The sequence below is a fragment of the Arthrobacter sp. MYb23 genome (assembly GCF_002979775.1).
Classification (GTDB): Bacteria; Actinomycetota; Actinomycetes; order Actinomycetales; family Micrococcaceae; genus Arthrobacter.
Window position 1 is genome coordinate 1 of record NZ_PCPR01000048.1, and the last position, 6,302, is coordinate 6,302.

Sequence of the window (6,302 nt, forward strand, 5' to 3'; positions counted from 1 at the left end):
TCGGCTCGGTGTATCCACCGGGCTGATCGAGACCATCGAAGACGAGATCGTGTGCCGCCAAGAAGGCACGGTCGTCATAGTTCGGGCCCATCGGCGAGTAGCCGTCAGCGGCCTGCTGGGCATCCACGACATCGGCCATGCGACGGAAGGCGTCCTCGACCTCGGCCAGTGTCACGACCCCATGATGCAACCAGTTCGCCACGTGCTGGCTCGAGATGCGACAGGTGGCACGGTCCTCCATCAGCTGGACTCCGTGTATGTCGGGGACCTTTGAGCAGCCGACCCCGTCATCGATCCAGCGCTTGACGTAGCCGAGGACACCTTGGAGGTTGTTCTCGACCTCGGCGGTGCGCTCCGGCTCCGTCCATTCGGCCGACGCGTCGAAGGGGATGGTCAACAGCTGCGAGAGGGTCGTGCGCCGCTCGCCCACTAGTTTCTGCTGCACCGCCGCCACATCGACTTCGTGGTAATGCAGGGCGTGCAGTGTCGCGGCGGTGGGGGACGGAACCCAGGCGCAGTTCGCACCCGCTCTTGGGTGCCCGATTTTAGCCTCAAGCATGGCGGCCATGTTGTCGGGCTGGGCCCACATGCCCTTGCCGATCTGCGCTTTGCCGCGGAAGCCGCACGCGAGGGCGACATCGACGTTCTGCTCCTCGTAGGCCCGAATCCAGGCGGTGTCACGCATCTCGGCCTTGGGGACCATGGGGGCCCCGAGCATTGAGGTGTGCAGCTCGTCGCCGGTGCGATCCAGGAACCCGGTGTTGACGAAGGCGACGCGGCCCCTCGCGGCGTGGATGCACGCCGCGAGGTTGGCTGAGGTGCGGCGCTCTTCGTCCATGATCCCAAGCTTGATCGTCCCCGTCGGCAGCCCGAGGAGGGCTTCGACGCGCCGGAACAGTTCATCCGTCAGCGCGACCTCCTCCGGACCGTGCATTTTCGGCTTGACCGCGTACATCGATCCCGTCCGGGAGTTGCGCAGGTCCCCGCGCCCCTGGATGTCGGATAAGGCACACAGCGTTGTGATCGCGGCGTCGAGAATCCCCTCGGGGACCTCGACACCGTCGTGGAGGACCGCATCGGTGGTCATCAGGTGACCCACGTGCCGGATCCACAGCAGGGACCGGCCAGGCAGCACGATCTCCCCTTCGGGGCTGTCGTAGACACGGTCGGGAGCCATGTGACGGGTGTAGCTCTCCCCGCCTTTGCTCATCGACGCCGTCAGCGTCCCCTGCATGAGCTGCAGCCAGTTGCGGTAGCCCGCTACCTTGTCGGCCGCATCCACGGCTGCCACTGAGTCCTCGAGGTCCATGATCGTGCTGAGGGCAGCTTCGACGACCAAGTCCTGGACACCGGCGTCATCCGTGCTCCCGATCGAGCCGTCACGATCGATGAGGATCTCCACGTGCAGACCGTGGTGCTCAAGCAGCACGCCCTGCGGAGTGGCAGCCTCACCACGGTGACCCTTGTACTGGCCCTGGTCGGCCAAGCCCGTCTCGCCGGCTTCCGACGAGACCACCAAGCGGTCGCTCTCGACGCGGTAGCCGGTGGCACTGCTGTGCGACCCTTGCGCCAGGGGAAAGTGCTCGTCGAGGAAGTGACGCCCGCGGGCGATTACCTCGACACCGCGCGTCGGGTTATACGAGCTGCTCTTCTCGCGTCCGCCGTCTTCGGCGATCGCATCGGTGCCGTACAGGGCGTCGTAAAGCGAACCCCATCGAGCGTTGGCAGCGTTGGCGGCGAAACGTGCGTTCAGCAGGGGCACGACCAGCTGTGGGCCGGCGACTGCAGCGACCTCCCTATCGACGTTCTCCGTGGTGATCTCAAACGGCTCAGGCTCATTTACGAGGTAGCCGATCCGGTTCAGATACTCCTCGTAGGCACCTTGGTCCACGGGACCGGGATGCGCCGTGTGCCATTGGTCGAGTGCAGTCTGCAGTTCGGCACGTCGCTTGAGTAGGCGCCGGTTGACGGGACCCAGATCACTCACGATCTCCTCGAAACCGCCCCAGAAGGCCGCTTCGTCGATGCCGGAATCCCGAAGCGCCTCGTCTCGCACGAACGCATGGAGCTCGTCGGCCACTTGGAGTGCCCCTATTTGTACCCGGTCGTTCATCTGAATCCTTTTTTCGTATCGTGGAATTATGTTCTTACCCATTGGAATCATAACAAAGAGTGGACACAGTGACCATAGAAAGTCAACAATGTGACCAGAGGTAATTCGGTGTTGATTTGACAAATTGGGACCGAAGGTATCCAGTCCGTGGAGTCGGGATTTGCCCTCCTCAAGGCGATTTCTCGCCGCGTCAGGGGTCCGGAGTCACTGAGCTCGCAGAGGACAGCAGGTGGCCCCTATGCCGTGGGCTCAGGGTTGATCAGGCCGCGCCCGCAGGCACCCTCCGGAGTTGCCGCATGGTCCCTGCCACTGCTGACCGAGCTGCTGGGCCAGCTGGGCGGGGCCGTCAATCTCGCAGGGCTCAGCCGTGAGGAGGTTACGTACATGTCCCATGTGCTTTCGGTGCAGTCAAGCGCATGTTCATGGAGCTCGGCAGCACGGTCCCGGCACACAGCACTGGCGTGGGGACGGCGTCGGGAAGGCCATGCTCGCCCAGCTTAACCATGACTATTTGCGGGCACTGCTCACACGCACCGGGATGCCCCCGCTAGGTTGTATCCATTTCCGGCCCGTTCTCACGAGAGCCGTTCCGCCCGTCACACGCGCCGTCACGACTATCTTCGAGGAAGTCAGTCGTGATGCCCGGTGTGGCCGCCGCGGCGTCACCCCTTCGCGTCCATCCTCGAATCGGCTTCACGTGTTTCGTGGCCCTGCTGTGAGAGGTCTAGGAGACATCCACGAGAAGGAGGACCTCGAGCTGTGAATGGAGCTTCTCGGTCGACGGTGCCGTCGAGGTGATGTGGGCCAAACGGCGCTGGTTCTGCATCTCGAGCCAGTGCACCTAGAGGAACGTTCGCGGAGTCGACCGAGCAGGTACCGCGTATCGCGCGCTCGGCCCAGCGGTTGGAAGGGACGGTGGTCTCGGCAGTGATTGACTGCGGCCGTCGCCTTGACGCGTGGTGGAGGATGGGCCTCCGGTGGGCGCGAGCCCAGCGAGTTGGGAGCGCGAACTGTTGCGTCAGCTGATGCAAACGACCTGGACCCTGCGCCCGCTGCGTGAGCAACGCGTGTTGCGCGATACCAAACAGGGGCCCACACTCGGGTGGAGGCCTGGCCAGCAATGCCAACTACCAACGATCTTCGGCGATGTGCAGGTGACCCGGCAGGCCTATCCTGCCCGCGGGGCGCAGGACGTGTATCCGGGCGGTGCGGTGCTCTACCTACGGTCCGATGGGCTCTCGCACGGGCTACGCCGCTTGGCTGCGGTAGGAGCAGCACGATGCTCCGTGCTGGGGTCGGGCGAAAGCCCGAGCACAGGATCCGCAGTCAGCAGATCCGGCTGTCGATGACGTCGTAGTACGTGGTTTGGTTGCAGACGAAGCGCTCCCTTGCGATTGGTGCGCAGCCGGCAACTTAAGCCGTGCCGGTCGCGCTCAGTCCTGCAGCCGACGGGTTCGAGCACGTTCGACGCCTCGAACCAGCAGCCGAAACAGACGTCATCGATGACCCCGGCCGGATTGTCGGCCGACCACGACTAAACGCACGGAACTCGACCTGGGGGTCGAGTTCCGTGTGTTTAGTCGTGGTTCTTTGCGGCCAGCGGGCGGGCGAACGCCTTACCGACAGCGGCGGCGAGGACAGCTTGTCCGCGTGCCGTCGTGGCACGACCGCGCAGACCGCTAAGGCCGGGTCATCGCGGGGTTACTGCCGCTGTCTCTGCGGTCTCCCGCAGGGACAGCACGACATCGGCCACCTCAAGGGTCCACTCTTGCACCTGATAGGTGTCGGCGATCGAGCGGAACAGCTCGCCGTCTCGGAACGCCTGCAACGCCTCCGGCGAGTCCCACGTGTATACGGCGCCGTGCTCCCCGTTCTCGTAACGCACGTAATGCTTCTGCAAAAGGCCGGGCACTTCCCTGTACCTGGCCATGCGTGCGGTGTACAACTCTTTGATGCTCTCGTCCGATAGAGCGGACGTGAAGTGCACGATGTGCATGATCATAATTGTCTCCTGATCTGTTTGGTTCTCGTTCAAAGTTTGGGCCGGGTGCGTAATGCGCGGCTGTAGCCGTGCTGGAGCGCGGCGAGTCCATCCGGTGTATGAACTCTATGAAGCAGTTATGGCGCGGTCAAGGTGTCGACGAGACTCACAAAAAGTGCCCGCGAATTGCCCTCAGTGCCTCACGAAAAGTGCCCGTGAACCGCCCTCGATGCGTCACGACAGAATTGCCCGGGAAATCTTTGGATGCTGCGGGAGCATGGAAAATCAGGCGTCGGTGGCCACTCGTTCCGAGGTGAAGCACAAGTACGCAAAGGCGTACGCAGGTCCGATCAAAAGGACCAGAATGGGATGCCCGAGGAGGTGCTCTCGGTGACCGGCTGGTCCCGGGAAAACGCCCGCCGGCGGCTCGTCGCGGTGGTCAAGGCGCTGCCAGGGCCGGGCCGGGCGTTGGCCACGCCGATACGCAAGGCACAAGGTGGCCGGGCATGTCAGATCTTCTGCGTATGGGAGTGCTCCGTGCCGCTTGAGGTCCCCGCGACCGTGAAGGCATATTCAGCCATCGGCTAACCCGAAAGGCTCGCGGTGACTGGGTGGACTGGACGGAGATGATCATCTGTCTGACGGGCGGGATGACGATCCGCGACATCCAGAACCAACTCGCGGCCACGCTGGGCACCGAACTGTCGCACGAGACGATCGGCAAGATCACCGAGGAGACCTTCGTCTAGCAGCGGCGCCCGCTCGAAGCATTCTGTCCGCTGGGGGGGTCCTGCACTGAGTGTTTGGGAGAATCTACTTGAACGCTGGTGGTGACGGTCCGCGACGCGTCGTACGCAATCAACAAATCCGCACACATCGCCTACGGGGTTGACATGGACGGCGTCAAGCACGAGCTGCGGATCACGGAGTAAGTGGCGGAATCCGGGCGGCGATGCGATTAGTGAATATAAGGACCGCAAAGGCGATTGCAACGGCCTTCCCGCCAATCGGCACCGCCGTCGAAGCAGACAAGGCGGAGTTCGAAGCCTTCAAGAAGTCGCCGATGGGCAGGACTATCCGCACGCGGTAGACGCGTGGGAGCGGTCAATTCCCGTTCCTGGAGCTCCCGCCCAAGCTGTGGGGGGTGATCTCTCCCTCACCGCAGAGCGGCGGGAGTACCCCGGCAGCGTCGAGTCGCCGAACTAACAGCTGCGGAAGATCATCAAGAACCGCGTCCAGTTCCCCAACGACGCAGTTTTTGGTCAAGCTGCTGTGGCTGGCGATCAGCAAACATCGAGGACATGCGAGCGTGCGCCCGAGAGAAAGAACGCGGCCGAACAGTCGTCGAACGTATGGCACCCGACTCGTCGAATGCCAAGGCGTCACCAACTGCAACACGCCCTTGAGCAGATAGCGCTGGCTTGCCGTACCTGTGCGGCACCTCGGCACGGGTGGCTATCGACGACTCATTTTCCATACCTCGGCAGCATCCAACGATTTCGCGGGCAATGCTTTCGTGAGGCATTGGGTGGCGGTTCGCGGGCACTTTTTGTGAGTCTCGTTGACACCTTGACCGAGCCTTAACCGCTTCATAAGGTTCATAGACCGGATCGGCTCGCCGGTCACGGTCTCACCCGGCACCCACCGGGGCCCGCGATGCGAGGCAACCACGACACTACTCGTCGGGCTGGGGCGAAGCCCATTTAGATGTCTGTAGCACTGCCTGGCCGCGCTCCTGCACGGCTCCAGCCGCGCTCCATGCACCCAGCCCAAACATTTTCGAACGAGAACAAAACAGATCAGGAGACGATTATGATCATCCACATCGAGCACTTCACGTCCGCGCTACCGGACGAGCGCGTCCAGGAGTTGTACACCACGCGAATGGCCAACTTGGAGGCAGTGCCCGGCCTGCTGCAGAAGACCTACTTGCGTTACGAGAACGGGCAGCACGGCGCGGTATACCTGTGGGACTCGGCGGAGTCGTTGCAGGCTTTCCAGGACGGCGAGATGTTCCGCTCGATCCCCGACACCTATCAGGTGAGCGAATGGACCAACGAGGTAGCTGATGTCGTACTGTCCCTGCGGGCGCACGGGGCCCAGACGGCTACTCGCTGATGGGCCCGAACTATGACGACCGGGCCTTCCGGGCGGCACACGATCTCGTCTTCGACGGTCTCGATCAACCCGGCGGATACACCGAGCCGT

5 protein-coding genes are annotated in these 6,302 nt (G+C 63.1%); 3 read left to right on the top strand and 2 right to left on the bottom strand.

The genetic code is table 11. From position 1 onward, the window contains the following. Positions 1 to 2,080, bottom strand: a 2,080-nt coding sequence (locus tag CQ020_RS23810) for a malate synthase G (RefSeq protein ID WP_258142183.1), incomplete at its 3' end; no start/stop codon positions are given. Positions 2,081 to 3,803: 1,723 nt separating this feature from the next. Further along, positions 3,804 to 4,115 (bottom strand): hypothetical protein, encoded by a 312-nt coding sequence (locus CQ020_RS23815; protein ID WP_105694306.1) that lies wholly within the window; start codon positions 4,113 to 4,115, stop codon positions 3,804 to 3,806. Between the two features lie 348 nt (positions 4,116 to 4,463). On the opposite strand from CQ020_RS23815, the gene CQ020_RS23820 reads away from it, so the two are divergent. The 3 genes from CQ020_RS23820 (at position 4,464) to CQ020_RS23825 (ending at position 6,212) form a co-directional block, all read left to right on the top strand. Next, positions 4,464 to 4,682 (top strand): hypothetical protein, encoded by a 219-nt coding sequence (locus CQ020_RS23820; protein WP_105694307.1) that lies wholly within the window; start codon positions 4,464 to 4,466, stop codon positions 4,680 to 4,682. 23 nt (positions 4,683 to 4,705) lie between these two features. Further along, positions 4,706 to 4,843, top strand: a complete 138-nt coding sequence (locus CQ020_RS24065; RefSeq protein ID WP_258142184.1) for a hypothetical protein — start codon at positions 4,706 to 4,708, stop codon at positions 4,841 to 4,843. 1,063 nt (positions 4,844 to 5,906) lie between these two features. Next, the gene (locus tag CQ020_RS23825; protein WP_105568105.1) at positions 5,907 to 6,212 is read left to right on the top strand and encodes a hypothetical protein; all 306 of its coding nucleotides are present in this window, start codon (positions 5,907 to 5,909) and stop codon (positions 6,210 to 6,212) included. Positions 6,213 to 6,302: the final 90 nt, after the last annotated feature.

Coding starts and splice junctions, on each gene's coding strand:
- CQ020_RS23815 (WP_105694306.1), bottom strand. CDS start 4,115: ATGATCATGCACATCGTGCACTTCACGTCCGCTCTATCGGACGAGAGC.
- CQ020_RS23820 (WP_105694307.1), top strand. CDS start 4,464: ATGCCCGAGGAGGTGCTCTCGGTGACCGGCTGGTCCCGGGAAAACGCC.
- CQ020_RS23825 (WP_105568105.1), top strand. CDS start 5,907: ATGATCATCCACATCGAGCACTTCACGTCCGCGCTACCGGACGAGCGC.